The organism is Cupriavidus sp. UME77, from assembly GCF_014170355.1.
GTDB classification, from domain to species: Bacteria; Pseudomonadota; Gammaproteobacteria; order Burkholderiales; family Burkholderiaceae; genus Cupriavidus; species Cupriavidus basilensis.
The window spans coordinates 110,484-131,975 of record NZ_LZZU01000045.1 but is presented as its reverse complement, the minus strand read 5'-3'; the positions used below and the strand labels follow the sequence as shown (position 1 = coordinate 131,975).

Below are 21,492 nucleotides of genomic sequence, written 5' to 3'. Positions count from 1 at the left end.
GCGATGATGCCATAGCCAGTAGCACCGAAGCTACTTGGGTACCCATCGCTGAATCAGCGGATGCGGCGGCGACCTGCGAACGCCAGCAAGCCGCCGGCAAGGAGTAGCACCGCCTCGAAGAGGCTAAACGCTCCGCCACCACCTCCATCCCCACTTGCGCTGCTACCACTACTTGCGTTGGCAGGCACCGCTGCCGACAGCAGCACACTGGTGCCGGCCGACAGTCCTGAGGCGTTGTCAGTCACGGTCAGGCCGAACTGGTAGTCGCCGGCCACCGTGGGGGTGAACGAGGCGATCGCCGCATTGGCATTCAGCAACGTAACCCTCGGACCGCTAAGCTGGGTCCAGGCATACGAGACGTTGGCGCTGCTGGACTGGCTGCCATCAAGTGCCACCGTCGTGCCAGTACTCACCGATTTCGGCGCAATCGCTGACGCGTTGGGAACAACGGCCTGCGCTGCCAGGGTAACGGCTCCGAATGCGTCGAGCATGCCGGCGCCGCAAATCCACGTGTTGCAGCTTGAGTCTACGAAGGACCGGGCGCTCTTGCGCAACAGTTGGCGTACAGCGGCTGGCGTCAGCGCCGGTCGCTGAGCAAGCATCAATGCCGCAACGCCAGCAACCTGTGGAACGGCATTGCTCGTGCCGATCCCAACCGAGTTGTAAGCGGGAAGGCCATCGTTATCATAGGACGTGGCGCCGATGGTCCAGAGCGACCAGCCATTGACTGGATCGGGCTGCCCCACAGAACCGCCACCTCCCGGGGCAGCAACCGCAATTGCCGGGCCAAAATTGCTATACGACCCGAGAGCGCCGGCGTAAGTCAATCCGGCAACGGCAATCGCGCCATGACATGTTGCGGGCGTCGTCACCGGGCCACTTTCGTTACCAGCGGCCACCACCACCACGGCTCCCTTGGCGCTTGCATCTGCGATGGCCGCTTGCGTTACCGCATCGCACTTCGAGATTCCGGCAGCGCCAAGACTCATGCTGATGACCCGGGCCGGGTTCGGGTTGGCAGGAATGCCAGGCACGCTGGAACCTGCGGCCCATCGAATTGCGTCTGCGACGTCGAAGCTGCTCGCCTGGCATTCATCCATGACCTTTACCGGCAGAATGGACGCATTCGGGGCGACCCCCGCGATGCCCAATCCATTGTTGGTTGCTGCTGCCGCGATGCCTGCCATGTTGGTGCCGTGATAGACCATCGTCGGCGCGCTGCCGTTCTGCTGGGCAGCGTTGGCGCACTTCGCGCCAAAGACCGGCGGCTGCGTGTTGGTGCCACGGCCGGTACGCGTGATGAAGCTGTAGCCTGGGAGCATCTTGCCCTGCAAGTCGGGATGGGTTGCGTTCACGCCGTTGTCGACAATGGCGATCACGATGCCATCGCCCTTGCTGCTCGACCAGGCATTTACCGCGTTGATCGCGCCCTTGGCGTTGCCCGAGATCGCCGGGTCATGCAGGTTCCATTGGTTAGGGGCCAGGTTGGGATCGTTCGGAATCCAGCCGCCGTTCAGCGTGTTCGTCCGATGGTGGGTTTCCGCTTCGACCCAATCCACGCCGCGGATCGTCCGCAGGGCATCCAGGATGCGAGCGCGCTCCTGGTCATTGATGTTGTCCGGCAGTGAAATCACCCAGGCATTTCCGGACATCAGGCGAACCATTTTAAGGTCCGCCCCGGTGGCGCTGCGAAAGGTCTGGATGACAGCCTCCGCATTCGAAGCGCCGTCGAACTTGACGGCCACCTGCTCGCCGGCCCAGGCCGCCCCAGAGAGCAACAGCGCTGCGCAAACACCAACCAACCATTTCTTCTTCACATTCTTCCTCCAACTTGCGCAACTTCCGAACACAGAGCGCCAGGTAGGCGGCGGTGTCCGCGTGAGTTGCTACGGCGATTTGAAAACGACGAACCAGGTGGGATCTTTGGCCGACTTTTATACAGCGCGTGAATTCTCGTGGCGAACGTAGCCGCCTGCCTATTCGTAAAATTACAAGTGTTGTCTGAGCATAAAAATCCGACTTTTCTCACGAAAAATCGGACGAGTCCGATTCCATCATCTCCGTCACTATGCTAGGTTCGCCATGGATGACAATCTGCGCAGGCCATTTGGCAACTTGATGGAAAGACAAACTGCACAGGAATGGATGGCCTGTATGTTTAGCCATCGCTTGTACACATATCTGACCTGGCCATTACGGCAAGTCGTGATAACTGAATCATGGATGCCATTAAGGAGAATAATGAGATTTTTCTTATAGAGAAATTTCCGATTCATTGAATCGGTTTTGACGAATCAAACCAAGAAATATAAAGTTGTATGAAAATAAAAAATAGAATGCCGACTAACTTTCATTTTTTCATTGTCATTTTTTACGACGAAAGTCGCGGGAAGAGTTTGACGGATGGATCGCACGTTGTACTGACTACGCCAGCATCAGGCTTCCACATTGCAGAGGCAAAGCCGTGACAGCATTTGAGCCCGGGCTTTTGCAGTTCCTATATGCGGCCTGCGCAAGTCTCTCTGCATCAGCGGGCCGCATCTCCTACGCGCCTGGGATTGCAGTGCCGCTGATCGTGCAAGAGTTTGGAGACGTCGGGATGGACTTTCCTCCCGTAGCATCTCCATTTCGATGGAGCGGCCCCGCCCTGCCGCGGTTGCTTTCCGCCGACCTCATTGAGAGCGCCTTCTATGGGCCTGACGGCTCGGCGTCGCGCCTTCTTATCCAGAGCGCCCCTCGTCCCGACGTCGGCGCCATTCTCGCTGCTCACGCGAAACTTCACGCCGCCTATGACAATGCGTATTCAAGGAACACTGAAACATCGAGCAGTCCCGCTCGACTAAACGATAGGGAGAAAAATGTACTGGCGTACGCGGCGCTCGGCCTGTCAAGCAAGGAGATCGCCCAAGAGCTTGGGATTTCAGCTCGTACCGTGGACTACTATGTGGATCTCGCGCGCGATAAGCTAGGCGCTCACAATCGCACTGAAGCGATCGTTCGAGGAATCCTCACACGCCAGATTTGCGCGCTCAAACTGCCAGGTGAGCGGGAGACGTAACGCATAGTGGCGGAACGTTGCACGTGAGCACAAGGTCGACGGGAGAAAGGCGGCTTGCAAAGATGGAAGTGGGCCGGACAGGCTGCAAGCAATGGCAAAGGTGGTCGCACTTCCCACCCTGCCCGAGCCCGCTGATGCGCCCCCATGCCTCGATAGAGCCATATTCTTTGAAACCGCATCTGGCTGAACAATATGCTCTATCTCCAGGACCGATTATGGCGCCGTGGGGCGGAGGGGGGCACGGTGGAGATCAAGCGTTTGATCAGGCCTTCACGGAGCCATAACGCGCAGCCAGTCCGTCTACGGCCTGGCTGAAATCCCGAATCGTTTCTTCAATGATCTGCCGTACCGTTTTTACGGAATCAATACGCCCGCAAACCTGACCGGTCAGCGGAACGGCCGCCTCCATGTCGCCGCCGAAGTAGAGTTGCTGCACGCCGGCGAATTCGCTTTTGATGCTCTCCGGCACCTGCTCTTCGATCCGGGACGTGCGTGCCGTGCGCAGGGCCCGCAGCGCTGGGCCATTGCCGCCGCGATTGAGAAAAACGGTGTCCGTCTCGCGGGCATCAACAATGGCGTTCTTCCAATTGTCGTGAACGGGTGACTCTACCGACGACAACATGCGCGTGCCCATCTGGATCCCCTCGGCACCCATGGCGAAGGCCGCCGCCATGGTGGCACCGTCGCAGAAGCCGCCGGCGGCGATGACCGGGACATCGACCTTCGAGCAGACCAGCGGCAACAGCACCATTGAGGCGACGTCACGCTGATTCTTGAAGCCCCCGCCCTCGCTACCTTCCACGATCAGGCCATCCACGCCGGCGGCGACCGCCTTGAGCGCGCCGGCCAGCGTAGGCACCACGTGGAAAACCGTCAGGCCGGCGGCCTTCAGTTCGGCGCAATAGCGCGTCGGGTCACCGGCGGATGTGGTCACGAAGCGGATCCCCTCATCGACGACGAATTTCACGATGGCCGGGTCGCGCACATAAGTCAGGGCAATGTTGACGCCAAACGGCTTGTCGGTCAGTTCACGCATCTTGCGGATCTCACCACGGATGGTGTCCAGTTCTCCGGATGAGGTCTCGATGATGCCCATGCCACCTGCGTTGGAGACTGCCGCGGCAAGCTGAGCCCGGGCGATCCATCCCATGGGGGCCTGGACGATAGGATGCTGGACGCCAAGCATCGTTGTAACGCGATTGTTTATGGTCATGCCTATTTGTCTCCGCTCGGTAACCCGTGATCGTTGATTGGGCATTCTATTTCGCAAGGCCGACTCAATGCAACTGGTTGCATATTCATGGCGCCCCGCCGGTCGGTCGATCGGCAAGTACAAGTTCCTTTAGATCGCGCGCTGAAATTGTTCAGATCAACGGCGAATGATCCATGGCACTCTGCGCTGATAGCGCTCGCCGTCACAAAATGGCCCGTTGCGCACCCTGCACAAATTCCCGATTGCTCAGCTTGAGGAGTGTCCAATGGAAGAGATCGACCGCCGGCGCCTGCCGCAACGCATGCTGACCCGGATCGGCGCAATGCTGATCGCGCTGACGGTAGCCGCCTGTGCCGGCACCGGGACGCCCACCGCCGGCCCGACAGGTGCACCGCCGGCGGGCGCAACGAGCACAACGAGCGCGGCGGCGGCCGCGGATCCGTTGCCTTCCTGGCAGGATGGCCCCGCCAAGCAGTCGATCCTGAAGTTCGTGGCCAGCGTGACCCGCGAAGGCGCTCCCACCTATGTGCCGCTATCGGAGCGCATTGCCGCGTTCGACAACGACGGCACGCTCTGGAGCGAACAACCGCTCTACTTCCAGTTCCTGTTCCTGCTCGACCAGGTGAAGCAGGCAGCGCCAAAGCACCCTGAATGGAAAAACAACCCAGCCTTCAAGGCGCTGGTGGCGAATGACCGTGCCGCGCTGGCCAAGTACCAGAAGGAACTACTGGCGCTGATCGCCACGGCAAATAGCGGGATGACGGTGGAAGCCTACGACGAGACCATTCGCACATGGCTGGCATCGGCGAAACACCCCAAGTTCCAGCGCCCTTTCACCGAGCTGGTCTATCAGCCGCAGCTTGAGTTGCTGGCCTATCTGCGCGCCAATGGCTTCAAGACCTATATCGTTTCCGGGGGCACCATCGAGTTCATGCGGCCGTGGGTAGAAAAAGTGTATGGCATCCCGCCGGAGCAAGTGATCGGCTCCAGCCAGGTCGTGAAGTATCAAATGCTGAATGGCCAGCCTGCCCTCGTGCGCCAGCCGAAACTGGATTTCATCGACGATGGCCCGGGCAAGCCGGTCGGCATCTACCGTGGCATCGGCCGCCGGCCCATCCTGGCTTTTGGTAATTCCGACAGCGATTTGCAAATGCTGCAGTACGTCGCGGCAGGGCCCGGTGCCCGTCTGGCGCTGCTGGTGCATCACGACGATGCCGATCGCGAGTTCGCCTATGACCGCCAGTCCAAGGTCGGCAAGCTGGACAAGGCCTGGGACGAGGCAGTCGCCAAGGGATGGACGGTCGTGAGCATGAAGCAGGACTGGAAGCAGGTGTATCCGCCGGCGCAACGGTGATTTAAAAACGCGAATCACAGCTTCCCTGGTTTGCATTTGCTGCGATGCGCAATGTCACCCTGGACGGGCGCGGCCATTTTCGTCGCGTCTGGCGCGATGCATGCGGACGTTGGCCCAGTGGCCTGTCTTATGAAATGCCCGATCTGCGCGATCGCGGCATCTGACTCCCGCAGCACGCCTGCGTGCAGCTGGAATAGGTGCCAGAGGCCATCGAATTGCTGGGCCGGCGTCATGCGCACGGGCCCGGCCAGACAGGCCGGCCCCGCAACCAAGACCGCTTCAGTGCCCGGCTCCGGCCTGCGCGGCCTCAATCGATTCCATCACCACGCGGCGCGCGTCAAACTCCTCCGCGATCTTCTGGTCCTGCGCGAACTGCGCCTCGACGTCGACATTGGCGAACTCGATCGCGCCCATGTCGGCAAACGCGGCCTGCACGCGCGGGCTCCACAGGCCGATATCCTTGACGGTCGGCACGATCCGGCTGAACAACCGCTGGCGGAATTGCCGCATGGTCTCGGACTCCCGCACGGCCTTGGCGCACTCTTCTTCCGGCAGGCCTAGGCGGCCCCAGACTTCCTTCTGGTCGAAGCGATCGCGCATCAGGTAGCAGGCCTCGATCACGAAGTCCTCGCGCTCCTTGCGCTCGGCCTCCGTCAGCTGTGGATAATAGCCGCGCAGCGCAGTGCGGCCGAAGGCAACGTGGCGCGCTTCGTCCTGCATCACGTAGGCGTTGATCGACGCCGCCAGCGGATTCTTGGAGAAGTCGCGAATGCGCTGGAAAGCGGCCAGTGCCAGGCCTTCCACCAGCACCTGCATGCCGAGGTAGCAGAAGTCCCAGCGCGAGTCGGTCAGGATGGTTTCAAGCAGCGATTTCAACCCGGTCGTGATCGGATAGATGATCCCGACCTTTTCGTGCAGCAGGCGCGAATAGGCTTCCACGTGCCGCGCTTCGTCCATGGTCTGCGTGGCGGCATAGAACTTGGCGTCCATCTCCGGCACCATCTGCACGATGCGCGCAGACACCATCAGCGCGCCCTGTTCGCCATGCAGGAACTGCGACAGCGAATGCGCCTGCTGGTGGCGGCGCACGTCGATGCGGTCGTGCTTGCCCATCTTCTCCCATAGCGGCGTGCCATAGATAGGGATCATCCGGTCATCGAGTTCCTGCGGGTTCTCCGGGTCGAGCTCCTGCGACCAGTCGATCCGGTCCGTGGCGTTCCATTGCTGCTTCTTGCTGGTCTCGTAGAGCTGCAGCAGCTTGGAATTCTCGTTGTCGTACTCCCAGTTGAACTCAGTGGAAACCTGGCTGCCGATCGACCAGCCTGTCTGGACCACCGGCAACGTGTAACGATGAAGGGATGACATGCAATCTCCTTTGGCGCTCATGGGTTTTGACCGTTCTCCCCGCCTGTCTTGCTTACCCTAGCCGGTGGTGGGATCGGTCTTGAATTTGCTTTTGCTTCCGGCTATAAACAGAATCATAATTCTCTTTCTTGTTATTTCAAGGGTCCGGCACAGGGCCCGCAGAAGCCAGGAGACATTGATGCAGTTCCACAATCTGACTGTCGCGCAGATCACTCGGGAGACCGAAGACGCTCGTTCCTACGCGCTCTTGGTCCCCGATGCGCTGCAGCAATCCTTCGTGTATCGCGCCGGCCAGCACCTTACCTTCCGGGTAAACGTGGACGGGAAAATACTGCTACGCAGCTATTCGCTTTCCAGCTCGCCCGAGGCGGGCGGCCTTCCGGTCGTCACCGTCAAGCGCATACCTGGGGGCCGCGCGTCGGGCTGGTTCCATGCGCATGTCGATGTGGGCACGCAACTGGAGGTAAGCGCGCCGACCGGCCGGTTCGTGTGCGAGGACATGGACGCCCCGCTCTTCTTCTGCGCGGCGGGCAGCGGCATTACGCCGGTGCTGTCGATGATCCGTTCGGCGCTGGCATCCACCAGCTCCGCGATGACGCTCTACTACGCCAATCGGGATGCCGACAGCACGATCTTCGCGGCGGAGATCGCCAGGCTGTCCCGCGACCATGCCGATCGGCTGGCCGTGCATCTGCACCACGACGACACCGATGGTTTTCCCGAAAGCGGCAAGATTGCCGCCTTGCTCTCGGCGGTGCCACACTGCCAGCTCTACCTGTGCGGCCCCGGGCCATTCATGCAGACCGTGCTGGAGGCCGCCGAAATGGCCGGCATGGCGCCGGGACGCGTGCATCTGGAGCGGTTTGACGCGGCCGCGCAGGAGGCCGAGCTGGCAAGCGCGGCGCCAATGCCTGCGCACGCTTGCGACGCCACGATAACCCTCGGCGGCGCCCTGCACGTGGTGCGGGTTGCCAGCGGCCAGTCCCTGCTGCAGGCCGCGCTGGCCTGCGGCGTGGATGCGCCCTATGCCTGCGAGGAAGGCTATTGCGGCTCGTGCGCGGCCAAGTGCGTGGATGGCGCGGTCGTCCATGCACGCAACGATGTTTTCAGTGCCGACGAACTTGCCGCCGGCTGGATCCTGACCTGCCAGGCACGCCCGCGCCAGGCGCGGCCGGTCGCCATCACCTTCGACGTATGACACCCGAAACCACGGCCCCCACTGACGTCGCGGCGCCAACACTGCGCGCGGGGCTGAAACAGCCCCGCCAGGAGAGAAGCGAGGCCACGCTGAAAGCACTGCTTGCCGCGGGCAGAGCGCTGATCAACGAGGCCGGCAGCCTGACCGGCTTCTCGCTCGCCGATCTCGTGCGGGCCGCATCCACTTCCGTTGGTGCGTTCTATGCGCGCTTTCCGGACAAGGAGACCTTCTGCGCGTTGGTGCTGGAAGACACGCTGGCGGAGCTGCGCGCCGAGCTGGACCATTCGCTGGCCACGGACCCCGCCTGGAACGCAGGGCCGGCCCATGCGATCTGCACGCGCATCGTCAGCTTCTATATCGGCCTGTTCCGCAAGCACCGTGGCCTGTTCGCCGCGTATATGCGCCATAGCCCCGCGCAGAACCCCTTGTGGCAGCCCATTCGCGAGGCCAACCGGCAGATCCTGGATGCCATGGTGCCGCGCCTGGCCAGCCGGGTGCCCGCCGGGCGCTTCAGCGGGCCGGATGATGAGATCCGCATCGCGGTCCAGCTTGTCATCAGTGCATTGACCACCATCGTGCTGCATACGCCCAGCGCCCTGGATCTGTACGATCCGCGGCAGGAGCAACGGCTCACCGAGATGCTGCGCCGCTACCTTGCCTTGCCAGCGGCGGGCGACGTCTCGCCTACGCCTCTGGCAGCATCAGATAGCGGCTCATCATGCGGATCAGGTGGGTTTCCAGCTTGCGTTGCTCCAGGTGCAGCGGGCCCGGATCGTTGAGCAACAGATTGGCCAGCGTGCCCACCAGGAACTGAATGGCGACGCGCACCTCGAAGTCCGCGGTGCCGGCGCGTGGGGAATCGAGTTGCCTGGCCAGCAATGGCACAAGCAAATCCTGGACGCGGCGGTTGGCCTGCCGCATGGGTTTATCGCCGGCCCCGGTTGCGGAGTAATGCCGCAGGAAGCCTTTGAACAGGCCACGATTCTGGCGAAACTGGCCTACGTAGACGCGCACGATGCGCTCCACGATGGCCGTAGCCGAACCGGCTTGCCAGACCGGATCCCTGGCGATCGATTTTCTCGTGAGCGCTTCGGCCTCGTCCAGCGCTGCCTCAAGCATGAACTGGAGGAACGCCTCCTTGTCCTTGAAGCGGGCATAGAAGGCGCCGATCGACGTCTCGGCGGCCTTCACGACGTCATTCAGGGAAATGTCATCCAGATCGCCGCGTTGCTCTGCCAGCGCGCGCCCCGCCTTGATCATGTTGATCAGGTTCTGCTCGCTGCGCGGCTGGCGTGGGGGGCGCATGGCTGGCGGGGTGACGGTGACTGCGACAGGTCCCTTTGCGGCTCGCCGCGCGGGCGCGTCCTGGCGAGCGGACACGCTGGCTGGCGTCGAGGATTTTCGGCGAATGGGCATGGAGTACAAATAGTCGATAAGCGCAAGCAATGCCGCATTATGCGGCCTTCTTACCCTTGCCCCGCTGTCTGAAGTGCGATCGCACGCTGCCTGGCGAGACCCGCCTGGGGGTTATCCCGATCCATGGGCGTCGTGATCAGGAGAGCCTGGCGTTCACCTCGCCAGCGACCCGCGCGATGCACGCGATGGCATTTTGCGCCATCGGTGACGGCGTCCGGTTGCGCAGGCTGACAACGCCCATCTCGGAGAACAGCGACGGCAGCCCCTCGATGCGCAGCGGCAGCAGCGCGCCGGCATCGAGATCGGCTTGCACCGATGTCTGCGTGGCGGCGAGAACCGTGTCGGTGGACAGCGCCACGGCCCGCAGGATGGCAATGTCATCGCACTCGAGCGCAAGCACGGCTTGCTCGCCCGCCGGCAAGCCGAGCACCCTGGCCAGCTCGGTACCCAGGACGCTTGGCAACTTGGTCGCCGCGACGCCGTACTGCCAGGCATCGGCCACCGTGCATTGACGCCCGGCAAGCGGGTGCGCGGTGCGTACGTAGAAGAAACCGGGTTGCGTCCCCAGTGGACAGATTTCCAGTGCAGGGTCTTGCGGCAGGTCGCGCACGTCCGCGACGAAAAACTCGATGTCTTCGGCGCGCAGGCGTTCCAGCAACTGCTGCCAGTTGCTCTCTTCCACGCGCAAGGCCACTTTGGGATAGAGGCGCCGCAGTTCGGACAACGCCCGCGGCATCAGGGTCGCTGCCGGGAATGGCCCGGCGCCGAAGGCGGTGTCGCCCAGTTGGCTGTCTCGGAATAGATCGACATCGCGCTGCAGGCACCGCGCATCGAAGAGCAGCCTGCGGGCCCGCCCGATCACGAACTCGCCGGCCGGGGTCGGCCGCACGTCGCCGACGTCACGATCGAACAGGCGGATGCCGAGGTCCGCCTCGATAGCCTGGATGCTGCGGCTGAATGCAGGCTGGCTGAGGTGCACCCGCTCGGCCGCCCGCGCGAAATGCAGAACATCGGCAAGCGCCAGAACGTGGCTCAGGCGGCGAAGATCCATCGTGATGCGTTGCTCCATACGCATTGGAACGTTGCATAGTATGCATTGGACGCATTGGCAGGGCAAGCCTACAGTCAGCCGGACTCAGAGCCTTTGAGGCCAAAAAGCGAGATCGGAGACAACCCCCAATGAGTCCGCACCTTCAGAACACCTTGATCGTGATCGCCATGCTTGGCTTTGCCTGCATGGAGTGGATCACGCGGCGCTACAAGAATAGCGTCAACGCCACCCTGGACGATACGAAGCTGGAACTAGCGATGTTCGTGAGCCTGCTCGCGATCACCCAGCCCCTGGCCTTGCTGGGAGCCGGCAAGCTTTGCGCCTGGCTGATGCCAGAGCAGCAAGGCGCGTGGACGCACCTGCCATGGTGGGCAATGGCCGCGATCCTGCTGATTTGCGACGACATGACGCAATACTGGTGGCATCGCGTGTCGCATTCGCCGTTGTTATGGCCTTTGCATCGCGCGCACCACACCGCGCAGTACATGAGCATCCGCATCACGTACCGGAACAATTTTTTCTATTACCTGATGATGCCGGGCTTGTGGATTGCGGGCGTATTGCTGTATCTGGGCTTCGCTAAAGTCTACGGTGCGTACCTGGTCATCAAGCTGACTGTGATCCTTGGCGCGCACAGCGCATGGCGGTGGGACGAGCCCTTGTACCGGATCCGTGCACTGCGTCCGCTGATGTGGGTACTGGAACGCACAATCTCCACGCCCGCCACCCACTGGGCGCACCACGCAATGACGAATGAGGACGGCATTGGCCACTACAAGGGCAATTTCGGCAATCTGCTGTTCTTCTGGGACATCCTGTTTGGCTCGGCGCACATCACGCGCAAGTATCCCGCCAAGATTGGCTTGGAGGACGACGTGCTGTTCGGGCAAGAGCGCTGGTTCACCCAGATGTTCTACCCGCTGTTCCAGTCGCGCCGGGCACACTCCGCGTTGCGCTTTGGCGGTCGGGCTTATGCGGAAACCGACACCCATTCCGATGCAGCACCGCAGATCGATAAACAGCAGAGGTCCACATGAATGTTCGCGCTCTGACAGAAGAACTGGCCAAGCCAGACATCCTGAGCGCCCGCGTTCAGGCCATGTTCGCCGCGCAACAGCAAGCCTTCCTGCGCCACACCTTGCCCGATGCCGGGCAGCGGCGTGGACACTTGCGCGCTCTCAAGCATCAACTGCTGCGTTACCAGGACGTGCTTGCCGAAGCGATTTCCCAGGATTTCGGTGGGCGCTCTCTGGCCGAGACCAAGATGCTGGAAGTGCTGCCGACCACGCTGGAGATCCGTCATGCCATCGCGCATGTGCGCCGCTGGATGCGGTCGAGCCGTCGCCGGCCCGAACTGCTGTTCGCCAGCAACAGCCTGCGCGTCACCTACCAGCCCAAGGGCGTCGTCGGTGTCATCGCGACCTGGAATTTCCCGGTCTATCTCTCGCTGGGCCCGCTAGTGGCCGCACTAGCCGCTGGCAACCGCGTCATGATCAAGATGCCGGAGACAACGCCAGCCACCAACGCCACGCTCAAGGCCATGCTTGGCGAGATCTTCGCCGAAGATCACGTTGCATTGATCGGCGGCGAATTGCAAAACCCTGGCGTCTTTAGCGACCTGCCCTTCAACCATCTCGTTTTCACCGGCTCGCCGGCGGTAGGCCGTGTCGTCATGGGCCAGGCGGCGCGCAATCTCACGCCGGTCACGCTCGAGCTCGGCGGCAAGTCGCCTGCCATCGTGTTGCGCGACTATCCCGTTGGCGAGGCCGCCCGGCGCATCGCGCACGGCAAGGGCATCAACTGCGGGCAGGTTTGCGTGGCGCCCGATTACGCGCTGGTGCCGCGCGAACGCGTGGACGAATTCGTCAAGGCGGTGATCGAGGGTTTCGGCGAGCTGTTCGGCGAGCGGACCGGGCACAACCCCGATTACACGGCGCTGGCCACCGATCGCCACGCTGCGCGCATCCAGGCCATGCTGGACGACGCGCGCGCCAAGGGCGCAACGGTGGTGGCCTGCGGCGAGGTCGGTCCCGGCCGTCGCTTGCCATTGCACGTCGTGACAAACTGCACGCCCGACATGCTGCTGATGCGCGAGGAGATCTTTGGCCCCATCCTGCCAGTCCTGCCGTACGACACGCACGAGCAGGCCATCGCCATGGTGCAGCAACGCTCGCGTCCGCTCGCCCTGTACTGCTTCAGCCACGATGCGGCCGAGCGCAATAAGCTGCTTGCACGCACGCATTCAGGTGGCGTCACCATCAACGACTGGGCCTGGCACGTGGTCAACCACGACGCACCCTTTGGCGGCGTGGGTAACTCAGGCATGGGCAACTATCACGGCGAAGAAGGGTTTCGCGAACTTTCGCATGCACGCACCGTGTTCAAGCGGCACAGGTTCTTTCCCATCGGGCTGTTCTATCCGCCTTACGGCAATCTGGCGCAGCGCCTGACGATGAAGCTGTTTGTCGGCCAGGGCGATGTGGCGGTGAAGAAACCGTTCTGAAGCCGTTCTGAAGCCGCTCTAAATCCGCGGCATTCGATCGCACTTTCGATCGAGCAAATCCGCAACAGCTCCATTTGTTCAGGAGTCACAGGCTTGGCACCGGCCCCATTGAGCTTGCCCGCCTCGGCGGCCTTGCGCCAGTTGCGCAGTGTCTGATCAGACACGCCCAATTCCGCAGCCAGCTCTCCTGTCGTCTTCCCGGCACGCAGTTGCCTGACCGCCTGTTCCTTGAACTCCGCAGTGAATTCCTGTTTCGGTATCTTTCGCATTTCGCTTCCTTCCAACTAGTTGAGGAAGGCGAGCGTGACCCTGAGATGCACCAAGTCAAGAAGGGGAACCAATGGCATTTCGGCATGAAGGCGCATATTGGTGTGGATGCGGAATCGGGGCTGGTGCACACCGTCGTGGGCACAGCAGCCAATGTCAACGATGTCACGCAAGCTCATGCCTTGCTGCATGGCGAGGAGAGCGATGTGTTCGGTGATGCTGGTTACCAAGGTATTCAAAAGCGTAGCGATACCCAAGACATCGCGGTCAACTGGCACGTCGCAATGCGCCCAGGCAAGCGGCGCGCTTTGGATAAGAGCACACCGAGGGGCAAGCTGCGAGACGACATTGAGCGCGTCAAAGCCCGCATCCGCGCCAAGGTGGAGCACCCGTTTCGCATCATCAAGCGCCAGTTCGGCCACATGAAGGTGCGCTACCGTGGCTTGATGAAGAACACGCAGCAACTGCAGACGCTGTTTGCCTTGAGCAATCTGTGGATGATGCGCCATCGACTGCAGCCGGGCGCCAAAGGATGAGTGCGCCTTCGCCGACGCGAAACGCGGGCGACAACGCCGGTGATGATGCCGAAGCCGGTGCCGAATTCTGGCCGAAGCGCTCATCAAATTCATCTTGTCACGCTCACACTGTCAGCACGAACCTGCTGACGTCGTTTTGAACACCATCCTTAGCGCTACCCGCTCAGTTCTTTCCGAGCGGTTTCGGGTGATCCACGCTTGGGCCGCCGTGGTCTCCATTACGTAGATGGACCCGCTCCCTTACCTTGCCCCCGCTTAATTATGTATTCCGTAATCTGATTACATATATAGTAATCTCATCAGAGCGTCAGTCCACTCCATACAAACCACTAGTTGCATGGCTTCGTGGGTGTCTCTGAGGCTACTTTCATTGGACTCCCGCGTCTGTTAGGCAACCCCGGCTAGAAGAGGCACACAGTCATACAGAAGAGCCCCGCCGTGATCGGCGAGGGCCGAGGTCTCACCTTGCGAGGGCGGAGCAGCGTGTGCGGGACGTTCCGATATTGGTTGAGCACCGTTCCGGGTAGCTGAGCGCCGACCCAGTCCGTTGGGATCTACTTGTCGCGCGGGTTATGTTTCGCTGAACCAGATTTGCCGCGCCTCCATGTAGTCGGCGGTTGCGCATGGAGGTAGCTGGAAGACAACTATCCTGCGACTGCTCCGCCAGACTCGAGTTGACGGCGCTGAGACCCACCCGCGCCATGAATTGCACCGCAAGATGTGCTGGACGATGTTCGAGAAGGCGCTCACGCGCTCTGCACCCGGCCTGCTCTCTCGATTTCCCGGCCAAGGAGGCAGCCGAGAAGTGGCTTCTGATGCTCAATGACGAGAAAGGACATCATCCACACCCTCGCTGCGGGCCCGCCCAAGCCTGACGGACGTCGCACGGACTAAGGCACCAGCTAGATGGCACCGGTGCGCACAGTTCCACGAGTTCCTCGCCCCGGGCCGGCCAATTTCTTGTAGAATCAATCACTGTATCGATAACTAAATTACGCCACACGTAACCACCGCAACAAGAGCATTCAGACCTGCGGGTATCCCCAATGACTTCGTTGCGCTAACTGCGAGTTGACGCATGGCAGGTCAGGTGTCGACCTCCTCTCTGATCGGGAAGCAAACATCGTGTGCTTCCAGGCCGGTGGGAGTCGAAACACACGGTCGATCAATTGCCAAGAACGGGTGACGTCAGCGCGTAGGGAGACTAGTGACATGAAGTTAGAAATGCTACCGATTGGTCGTGACACCTTAGGTGAATGCCCCGTGTGGAGCGCTACCGAAGGAGCGCTGTACTGGGTGGACCAGATGACGCCCCGCGTGCGGCGATTTGTTCCGGCTACAGGTGCCGTTCATGAATGGCTCACCCCCGAGTCGATCGGCTCCATTGGTCTCGCCGGAAAGGACCGCCTGATAATGGCACTCTCCAGCGGTTTTCATCACCTGGACCTAAATACAGGCTTAGTCACACCTCTGGCCGAAGTCGCGCATGCGGGACCTGGTATTCGAATGAACGACGGGCGCTGCGATCGATCGGGTCGCTTCGTGGCAGGCTCGCTCGCTTTTGAAAAGGGAACACCTGATGGTTGCCTGTACAGACTCAACCCTGGCGGTTCCGTCGAGGTACTCCATCGCGGAATCATCGTAACCAACGGAGTGTGCTTCAATGCGGCTGGAGATCGGATGTACTTTGCCGATAGCCGTACCGGTATCTTGATGGTTTGTGAGTATGAATCCGCCGGAACATCAGTTGGTGAGCCAAAGCCGTTTGCCGACACGCGTCCTTTTGGATCGGTGCCGGACGGTGCAACAGTGGATGAGGAAGGCGGTGTCTGGATCGCGTTGATCGAGAATGGACAGGTGGTTCGATTCCTTCCTGACGGAACGATGGACCGTACCATCCAGTTGCCAGTCCCGCACGTGACGTCAGTGTGCTTCGGCGGCCCGGAACTCGATACGCTGTATGTGACAACCGTACGTGATACCGGCATGCGCTTGCGTACCGACCATCCCTCGGCGGGCGCAGTGTTCCGGGTGACCGATCTCGGGGTGCGCGGTGTAGAAGAAGGACATTTTGGGAATGGATCGTAAGTAGTTCACCATCCCTAAAGCGATGCTTCAGTGCCCGGAGGAAGGATGCTAGCAGGCGCCGAACTCTAAACGGCCGCCCCGACCGACCGCGCCCCCTTCTCTTCAATCGACTTCTGGAATTTGTTCACCAGAAAATCGATGAAGGCGCGCGCGCTGTCTGAATACGGCGCTGTGAGTAATAGACAAAGAGGTCAGCCGATGGCAGGCAGAACTGCGGTAAGACGACTCTCAAGCGGCCGCCTCCAAATACTTAGCCAAGTCCCACTCGGAACGGATGAGAATGGCGTGCCCGTCAAGAGCCCAGCCAAGAGCGATATCCCCATCGTTGCTGGATAGCGCACCGGCGACCTTCACGCTTTCTTGATGACCATCATGCTCGAACCGCCAGGTGGCGTGGGCTTCGTCGTTCTGCCGGTGAATGATGCACTGATGGTTGGAGAGATCAAACAGTGATTTGGGCAAACCGAATTTCTCAAGGTAGACCGGGGACGCGCAGAGGAGGCGACGGTTCGACATGATTCGCCTGGCACTCAGTCGCTTGTCACCCGAGTTCGACAGTTAGAAGCGTAAGTCTTTGATTTGATTGGAGCCGACTGCGAAACGCTCCACTACAAGAGAGTCAGTTGGGTCGTTTTGGCTGGTTTGCGAACCTTCAATGCGGAGAGAACCCGGGCCTGCTCCTGGCTGATGGCCGAGAGCCCTGCCTCGGACTTGGATTGGTCGATGACGATGCGATGGTGCTGAATGCGATTGAGCATGGCAAGAGCTCGCGCGGGCGACAGCTCGCTGTTGGCGGCCTGCAAGCGCATCCGCATCACCCGATACAGAATCAGTGCCATGAAGCAGATCGCCGCATGGGCGCGGATGCGGTCTGGCAAGCGGTGGTAGACCGGGCCAATCTCGATCTCGGACTTGAGCACACGGAACCCGCGTTCAATATCCGCCAATGACTTGTAGCGGTCGACGACTTCACGTGGTGAGAGATTCGCGGCATTGGTGACCAGCAGCAGCTTGCCAACGCAGGCTCTCCGAATGGTGAAGGACGCCATCGAAGTCAAGAAACAGTACGCTAGGAGATGCCAAGGCGTGAATAATGGGATCGCAAAATACAACGGGCACGACTGACGCGGTGCTCAACGCATGCTGGCCTCGACTACGCGGAGCTGCGCCGGTCAGCCTGCTTCCACGTCGAGGCGACTATGCCTAGCGTCGCTGCTTCGCCGAGCCACGTACCCACTTCGACGGCGTGCCCGCGCGTCGGGATCACCATTTCCTGGATCCTGTGACGTCACGTAACGCGCGCAGCAACATCCTCAGCGTGATCTCATGGTATGTGTCCGCCCGGCTCACTGGCGGCACCACTCGAGCGGGGAGCCCTCGCATCTTTCGCACCTGCTGCCGCAACCAAGCGCGCCGGGCCGCGACACAGAAGCACCGCTCCGCTTCGTTTGGGTCGGCGGACACGATGCAAAACTCCGTCCCGTCCACGTAGCCGCTGACCTCATATCCCGTCGCGCGCTGCGTGCGCCACGCCGTATATCCCCAACACGCTATCTCAGTTGCCACGTCGGCCTCCAGCAATGAACGATGCCCAATAGTCTGTACCGCGCCTTCGCGGCATATTTGCCTTGGGGGAGCGCAAGCGTTGCATAACGTGCCATTGCTCAGCCCCTGTCATGATCGCCTCCAATTCACGATGTGCGTTGGCTCAAACTGACGGACGGTTGCGTTGCTCTACGCTCCGGCCTACCCGGCGTTTGGCTGAGTGCCGTCACAATGAAGGAGGGGTCGTTGCCGGTCGCCTTGTTCAGTGAGGCGGCTTGCTATGTCAATATCGCGACTGGCGGTCTTAGGGAAAGACATCAAACGCGTGCACGTGCCCGAGGGATCAGGTTGCCAATGATGGTATGGCGCCAGCGCATCGTTCAAACCAGCGTAGGCGTAAAACAATGGGCCGTCGGATTCGAACTGATAGCTCCACAACGCGTGTACTTCCTCGAATTTCCGATTGCGGAGGATCTGCACGAGCGCGCTGCTACGGGCGTTTGCCGGAAGCTGCGGCCACACCGCCAACAACGCTTCCACGGATGCGACCACAAACGCGCACACGAACTGGCTGTCCTCCAGGGAGGACGGGTCAAGCTGAACGAGGAATGGCGGCGCCTCCGGGGTGATCCCAACAACACACCAAGCCTCTGAGGGCCCGGCCATGTACCGCTTTGCTTCCGAGGGTTCGCGCCAAGATGGGTCTGTAACAAACATGAGAACAGAAGATGAAGGAGGTGAGGCCGCGTCAGCAGGAGTAACTCTCCCCTACTTCCGCGGTCGATTCAAACCGAAATCGGTCTTGCTACAACCGCGCCGGGCATGGGGCGACCGAGTATCCAGACGAAGGCTTTGCCTCCGATTCGGCCGGCATTAGCGCTGCACGCAGAGACTATCCGGATAGTCCCAGGCATATGCGCAATTCCACGGCTTGGGATCGAACTTAATGGCCGGGCGACTGGAATTGCGGATGCTGTGGTCGAAGCAAGTACGGGTCAACTGCGGCATTTCGGAGAGGTGCACATAGCGCAACCTCGGGGATATACGGGACGCTCAGGCAACGTCTCACTTCCTGTCAGGCCAACTGCAATAGCGCGTAGCACCAGGTCCCAGATACTGGCGCTCCACCGGGGATACTGGCTCACGGAACTCGATCCCATCGCGCCCAGGCGGTCTTCATGCAGGTCGACCTCGTAGTCGCACAATCGGTCGGTTCTGACCCGACCAATGTCAGCAGTGGCGATCTCGATCTTTCCCGATTGACGGCCGCCCGGCCAGAGTTCGACGGTCACACGTGACATAGACTCCCCCTCTCAAAATTGTTATTGATGCGTGGGTGACTGAATTGCCCTCTTTCGTGCTAACTCGGTGACCCTGGCTACCGTCATCGCCACTGGGCGAGGGCCTCCCTTGTCAGCAGCCGCCCAGTTCCCCAGATTGCTCTGCCCTCCGCCGCCTCCAGCGAGAGATCGATCCGCAAATAGTCGCGCCCGAAGATGCCAACTTCGATTTGCGTGATCTGCCTATGCACGCTATTCAGCTCTGTTGGGTCGGCGTCGATGTAGAGCCGATACGTGGTGCTCTCACTGACGCTGCGCAGCGCATCGATACTGGGCCGCTCGATGCGAGCATCGAATCCCAGCTCATGCACCAGATTCAATAGTGCATAGGCTGCGGCACCCCATCTTTGCAGCGCACGTGCCGCGGCGATTGGTAACGTCTTCGCCCATGCAATCCAAGCTTCCAGGCAGGCGTAGTGCTCAGATATTCGTTCGCGCAGGGCTTCACTGCCCCCCACCACATCCTCCAGCAAGTGCAGCACCGGGCTACACTGCGGCTTCTCCAGGGTCGACTGCACGGCTCGTGGCCGCCAGTCCAGCGCGTCACCAACGTTGCTGACAATTTCGTCCAAGGTTAGCTGGAAGGCGTGGCTATTGGCGCAAATCACCCGGCGCACGCAGGAGGCGACAAGGTTGTCGTCGGCTGTTACCTTGGACATCAGGCCACAGGTGTCGCCCGCGATCGCCTCGAGCTGCGAGAGCGGCACCCGTATACGACGTGCTGCCGGCAGCGCCAAGCCGTCCTCGAGATCCAGCAACAGCCGGTTGTCAAATTCGATGCCATCACCAAGATAGGGGTTGAGCCGATGCATGGCCTGGCTGCGCTCCACATCGGCGGCCGAAACCGGCGCACCGAAGAGTTGGCGCAACGCGGCATCCGCTGCTGTGATGGGCTTTCGGGCGTAGCCGCGGGGATTGCATAAGACTCGCACTCCTCCTGCCAGGACATCGAGCCGATGATGGAGGTGCCCGTGCACCCAACATAGAATGCGCTCGCGATGCTCCGCCAGAACGGCATCACGGTCGGAAGCATAAGCGGCTACCCGGCGCAATCCTGCGTTTCGCGAAGCTTCCCAGCCATCGGCACAGAGGTTGTGCTCGGCCACACCAAACTCACGCAACGAGGCAAAGCTGGGGGCATGGTGCGTCACCACGATGGTGGGTTGGCGCAGGCCGCTAGTCAGCATTCCCTCCAGCCAAGTGACAGAACGCAGATGCTCCGCATAGGCGATAGCGGGATCAAACCAGATGTTTTCGGACTCCGGCAGCGCCGCAATTTTCTGGTAACAACGGCGCAGCCAGGTGCGATTGCGCCGCTGCGCATGCCAGTGTGTGGCGCGGATCTGGCGATAGTCATTGAGGTACTGTCGCGCGTTGGCGACGAGGCCCGCATGCCAGCCGCCGAAGTTCGACCAGAGGGTGGCGCCAAGAAACCGGATACCGCCAATGACGACACTGCCGCGCTCGAGCACATGGACCTGGGTTCCCTTGGCGGCGGCCCGGGCAGCCGGCAGGACCTCATGCCACTCCCGGCCATAGTATTCATGGTTGCCCATCACATACACCACGGGCTTGCCCAAGCTGGCCAGCCAGGGAATCGAGAGTTCGACAGGACCCATATCGCCGGCGGCGATCAGGATGTCGTACTCCAGGTCGGCGGGAATCTCATACGCTCCGGTCTCCAGGTGGAGATCCGAAAGAACATGGATACGCGGCAGCGGCTTTGCGCCCACGAGCGGCCAGACCACCGAGGCGCTCGCGTTCATTGCGCGACGAAGATGGGCGTGCTGCCCGCCAAAGCGCGCCGGAACATCTCTGTCTCGCGCGACGTGAAGTCGCGGAAACGCGCACTGAGGATGGCGGCCTCGCACAGCCAATCTAGCCCTTGCAGAATCTCTGTACCCAACTCGTCCAGCGCGGCGAAGGCCAGGGCACAAACGATCTCCACCTCCGCCTCCAGCATTCCTGTGGTGACACGAAGCTGTGACCGCTGGTCGGCAACATAGGCTTCCCGCTCCCCCACCGGCAGCTCACGAGCGCTGAGAAGAAGTAAGTCCCGATAAAGCCGGATCAATTCCGCGCGCATCTCCATCTCCCCAGCGATTTCGTGAGCGGGAAGTTCATAGATTGCTCCGGCGTTTTTCCAATAGACCTTCGCGTCAAACAGGCGAGCGAGTGCTCGTAGTGACGGGGGGTAGTACTTGCCTTCAAGGATTCCGCTGAGGGCCACAACCTGTAATTCAACGACGTTCATGATCCAACCTTTGAGCTAACCCCACTGCACTCCCCCGCGAAGTCAAAATGACGCCGAACGGAAAGCGAAGCGTGATCTGACTCTTACGGTAGAGCCGCGGCCCCATACACAACCCTGGGGCTCAGTCATCCCCCCTCATGTGCAAGCCGATTCCAACCACCATGGAGGCGCAATGCTGGTTGGTGCGAAGCTAAGCTATCAGAGTCGGAGCCGCTTCGCTTGTGGGTGCCATCGCTTTGCTCGGGAGTCCGTTCGGCCCGAACCGACCATTTATTGTAGATGTTTAGTCAGTAGATGTATACAC

General features: G+C 61.0%; 14 protein-coding genes and 4 pseudogenes. 8 read left to right on the top strand and 10 right to left on the bottom strand.

The features are described from left to right. Positions 1-53: 53 nt before the first annotated feature. A complete protein-coding gene (gene mprA, locus A9975_RS17735) occupies positions 54-1,817 on the bottom strand; it encodes an MprA protease, GlyGly-CTERM protein-sorting domain-containing form (protein WP_183033967.1) in 1,764 nt (587 codons plus the stop codon). 647 nt (positions 1,818-2,464) lie between these two features. Between mprA and A9975_RS17730 the strand changes: the two genes are divergently transcribed. Continuing rightward, positions 2,465-3,058, top strand: a complete 594-nt coding sequence (locus tag A9975_RS17730) for a helix-turn-helix transcriptional regulator (protein WP_183033966.1) — start codon at positions 2,465-2,467, stop codon at positions 3,056-3,058. 262 nt (positions 3,059-3,320) lie between these two features. Here A9975_RS17730 and A9975_RS17725 read toward each other — a convergent pair whose 3' ends face one another. Next, positions 3,321-4,271: a nitronate monooxygenase family protein gene (locus A9975_RS17725; RefSeq protein WP_183033965.1), complete on the bottom strand. Its 951-nt coding sequence runs from the start codon at positions 4,269-4,271 to the stop codon at positions 3,321-3,323. Positions 4,272-4,536: 265 nt separating this feature from the next. On the opposite strand from A9975_RS17725, the gene A9975_RS17720 reads away from it, so the two are divergent. Next, a complete protein-coding gene (locus A9975_RS17720; RefSeq protein WP_183033964.1) occupies positions 4,537-5,625 on the top strand; it encodes an HAD family phosphatase in 1,089 nt (362 codons plus the stop codon). A 279-nt stretch (positions 5,626-5,904) separates the two neighbouring features. On the opposite strand, the gene A9975_RS17715 is transcribed toward A9975_RS17720, so the two are convergent. Next, positions 5,905-6,990 (bottom strand): ferritin-like domain-containing protein, encoded by a 1,086-nt coding sequence (locus A9975_RS17715; RefSeq protein ID WP_183033963.1) that lies wholly within the window; start codon positions 6,988-6,990, stop codon positions 5,905-5,907. A 178-nt stretch (positions 6,991-7,168) separates the two neighbouring features. On the opposite strand from A9975_RS17715, the gene A9975_RS17710 reads away from it, so the two are divergent. Both A9975_RS17710 and A9975_RS17705 read left to right on the top strand, forming a co-directional pair. After that, positions 7,169-8,188: a ferredoxin--NADP reductase gene (locus A9975_RS17710; protein WP_183033962.1), complete on the top strand. Its 1,020-nt coding sequence runs from the start codon at positions 7,169-7,171 to the stop codon at positions 8,186-8,188. Beyond that, positions 8,185-8,967: a TetR/AcrR family transcriptional regulator gene (locus A9975_RS17705; protein ID WP_183033961.1), complete on the top strand. Its 783-nt coding sequence runs from the start codon at positions 8,185-8,187 to the stop codon at positions 8,965-8,967. Before A9975_RS17710 ends, A9975_RS17705 begins: the two co-directional genes overlap by 4 nt. On the opposite strand, the gene A9975_RS17700 is transcribed toward A9975_RS17705, so the two are convergent. Together A9975_RS17700 and A9975_RS17695 are read right to left on the bottom strand one after the other, a co-directional pair. Beyond that, the gene (locus A9975_RS17700; protein WP_183033960.1) at positions 8,873-9,493 is read right to left on the bottom strand and encodes a TetR/AcrR family transcriptional regulator; all 621 of its coding nucleotides are present in this window, start codon (positions 9,491-9,493) and stop codon (positions 8,873-8,875) included. The genes A9975_RS17705 and A9975_RS17700 overlap by 95 nt on opposite strands. 247 nt (positions 9,494-9,740) lie before the next feature. Continuing rightward, entirely contained in the window at positions 9,741-10,673 is a 933-nt protein-coding gene (locus tag A9975_RS17695) for a LysR family transcriptional regulator (RefSeq protein WP_304523895.1), read from the bottom strand. 110 nt (positions 10,674-10,783) lie between these two features. Here A9975_RS17695 and A9975_RS17690 point away from each other — a divergent pair, with 110 nt between their 5' ends. After that, complete coding sequence (locus tag A9975_RS17690; RefSeq protein WP_183033959.1) at positions 10,784-11,692, top strand: sterol desaturase family protein; 909 nt, start codon at positions 10,784-10,786, stop codon at positions 11,690-11,692. Then, entirely contained in the window at positions 11,689-13,158 is a 1,470-nt protein-coding gene (locus tag A9975_RS17685; protein ID WP_183033958.1) for a coniferyl aldehyde dehydrogenase, read from the top strand. Before A9975_RS17690 ends, A9975_RS17685 begins: the two co-directional genes overlap by 4 nt. Here A9975_RS17685 and A9975_RS38130 read toward each other — a convergent pair. Next, positions 13,155-13,427 (bottom strand): annotated as a pseudogene (locus A9975_RS38130) (transposase); the annotation flags it as partial. The gene A9975_RS17685 and the pseudogene A9975_RS38130 overlap by 4 nt on opposite strands. Before the next feature lie 24 nt (positions 13,428-13,451). Here A9975_RS38130 and A9975_RS17675 point away from each other — a divergent pair. Both A9975_RS17675 and A9975_RS17670 read left to right on the top strand, forming a co-directional pair. Beyond that, positions 13,452-13,961 (top strand): annotated as a pseudogene (locus A9975_RS17675) (IS5 family transposase); the annotation flags it as partial. A gap of 1,212 nt (positions 13,962-15,173) precedes the next feature. Next, entirely contained in the window at positions 15,174-16,049 is an 876-nt protein-coding gene (locus A9975_RS17670; protein WP_174424076.1) for an SMP-30/gluconolactonase/LRE family protein, read from the top strand. Positions 16,050-16,114: 65 nt separating this feature from the next. Here the strand turns inward: A9975_RS17670 and A9975_RS17665 are convergent. The 4 genes and pseudogenes from A9975_RS17665 to A9975_RS17650 form a co-directional block, all read right to left on the bottom strand. Next, positions 16,115-16,592 (bottom strand): annotated as a pseudogene (locus A9975_RS17665) (LysR substrate-binding domain-containing protein); the annotation flags it as partial. Between the two features lie 65 nt (positions 16,593-16,657). Further along, positions 16,658-17,065: pseudogene (locus A9975_RS17660) on the bottom strand (IS1634 family transposase); the annotation flags it as partial. Positions 17,066-18,978: 1,913 nt separating this feature from the next. Continuing rightward, complete coding sequence (locus tag A9975_RS17655) at positions 18,979-20,700, bottom strand: metallophosphoesterase (RefSeq protein ID WP_174424077.1); 1,722 nt, start codon at positions 20,698-20,700, stop codon at positions 18,979-18,981. Further along, positions 20,697-21,188, bottom strand: a complete 492-nt coding sequence (locus A9975_RS17650; protein ID WP_174424078.1) for a hypothetical protein — start codon at positions 21,186-21,188, stop codon at positions 20,697-20,699. Before A9975_RS17650 ends, A9975_RS17655 begins: the two co-directional genes overlap by 4 nt. Positions 21,189-21,492 lie beyond the last annotated feature (304 nt).